The following is a 1,760-nucleotide window of genomic DNA, read 5'->3' as shown; positions in this document are numbered from 1 at the left end:
TACGCGTCGCGTGGGCTCGGAGAGGTGGATAAGAGACAGGGTACTGACTGCCCGGGGCCCGTTCGACTCCCGCCGCCCGATGGCGTATCCTGGATCTCCGGTACCGCGATCACGGTCGATCCCGCGAGGGTTCGGCCGGCTCCGTCGGTCCGAAGGGTAGTGGCGCAATTGGTAGCGCAGCGGTCTCCAAAACCGCAGGTTGCAGGTTCGAGTCCTGTCTGCCCTGCTCGATGCCGGGCCTCGTGCTCGGCATCGGACGTGTAGAAAGCGATTCGGCGATCCGACGAGTGAGGCCACGTGACTGAGATGGCGGCGAACGGCGGGGGGCCCGCCCCCACGCCGAGCAGGCAGCGTCGCGGGCTGTTCGCGCGGATCGCGCTGTTCCTGCGCCAGGTGGTGGACGAGCTCCGCAAGGTCGTCACCCCCACGAGCGAGGAGCTGCTGCGCACGACCGGAGTGGTGCTCGCCTTCGTGGCGTTCATGATCCTGCTGGTCATGGGGCTGGACTGGGTGTTCGGCACCGTGGCGGGTCTCCTGTTCGGCGCCGGCGGCCTCTGAGCCCGGCGCGGACGGTCCCGACGTCGCAGGACGCGTCCCCCGCACGCCCGTGAGGGCCCTCCCCGACGGCAGGGCCCGCCGTCCGTCAGCAGAAAGCAGGAACCGTGTCCGAGCAGGAACTGGATCGTCAGCCCGCCGAGGAGTCCGTCCCGATGTCGGAGGACGCCGTGGCCGAGGAGACCGCCGAGACCGCGCAGGACGCCGGCACGCCCGTCGAGGACGCCCTGGACGAGGTCGCCGGCAGCGGTGACGAGACCGCCGAGGCCACCGTGCAGGAGGCCGACCTGGCCGTCGCCGAGGGCGAGGACGCACCGACCCCCGTCGAGGAGCAGTCCGACGACGAGCCCGCCGTGGACCCCGCCGAGGAGCTGCGCACCCGCCTGCGCCGCCAGCCCGGCGACTGGTACGTCGTCCACACCTACGCCGGCTACGAGAAGCGCGTGAAGACGAACCTCGAGGCCCGCATCCTGACCCAGGACATGGAGGACTCGATCTACGAGATCGAGGTCCCCATGGAGGAGGTCGTGGAGATCAAGAACACCACGCGCAAGATCGTCTCGCGCGTGCGCATCCCGGGCTACGTGCTCGTCCGCATGGACCTCGACGACGCCTCGTGGGGCGTCGTACGGCACACCCCGGGCGTCACGGGCTTCGTGGGCAACGACGCCCACCACCCGCAGCCGCTCAGCCTGGACGAGGTGTACGACATGCTCGCCCCGTCCGTGATCCAGGAGGCCGCCCGCGCCGCCGAGAAGGCCGGCCTGGCCGTCCCCGCCGCGGCCGAGTCCGGCGCGCCCGCCGCCCCCGCGATCCACGTGGACTTCGAGGTCGGCGAGTCGGTCACCGTCAACGACGGCCCGTTCGAGACCCTCCCGGCCACGATCTCCGAGATCAAGCCGGAGGCCCAGCAGCTTGTGGTGCTCGTCTCGATCTTCGAGCGCGAGACCCCCGTGACGCTGTCCTTCAACCAGGTGACCAAGGCCATCTGAGGACACCCGACGCTTCCGCACCGGGCCGGCCGCCTGCCGGCCCGGACGCGGCACCGGCCGCCGCGCCACGGCGGCCACCGCCCCCGGTGCGCTCCTGCGCCGAGGGTCCCCCAGTGAGAGAAGGATCCACTCATGGCTCCCAAGAAGAAGGTCACCGGTCTGATCAAGCTTCAGATCCAGGCCGGCGCCGCCAACCCGGCCCCGCCCATCGGC

The 1,760-nt window shown here is 71.1% G+C and carries 2 protein-coding genes, 1 tRNA gene and 1 pseudogene; all 4 read left to right on the top strand.

What is annotated here, in order from left to right; all coding sequences use genetic code 11:
• Positions 1-153 precede the first annotated feature (153 nt).
• Positions 154-226 (top strand) — tRNA-Trp (locus J1M38_RS01215).
• Positions 227-306: 80 nt separating this feature from the next.
• Positions 307-558, top strand: a complete 252-nt coding sequence (gene secE, locus J1M38_RS01210; RefSeq protein ID WP_036317743.1) for a preprotein translocase subunit SecE — start codon at positions 307-309, stop codon at positions 556-558.
• Positions 559-662: 104 nt separating this feature from the next.
• Complete coding sequence (nusG, locus tag J1M38_RS01205) at positions 663-1,547, top strand: transcription termination/antitermination protein NusG (RefSeq protein WP_036317744.1); 885 nt, start codon at positions 663-665, stop codon at positions 1,545-1,547.
• A 132-nt stretch (positions 1,548-1,679) separates the two neighbouring features.
• Positions 1,680-1,760, top strand: a pseudogene (locus tag J1M38_RS01200) (50S ribosomal protein L11); the annotation flags it as partial.

The organism is Micrococcus sp. KRD070 (assembly GCF_017168435.1).
Taxonomy (GTDB): Bacteria; Actinomycetota; Actinomycetes; order Actinomycetales; family Micrococcaceae; genus Micrococcus; species Micrococcus luteus.
The sequence above is the reverse complement of the archived record's forward strand: the minus strand, read 5'-3'. Positions and strand labels throughout refer to the sequence as shown.

Excerpts from the sequence above, each read along its gene's own strand:
- secE (WP_036317743.1), top strand. The coding sequence starts at position 307 with ATGGCGGCGAACGGCGGGGGGCCCGCCCCCACGCCGAGCAGGCAGCGT.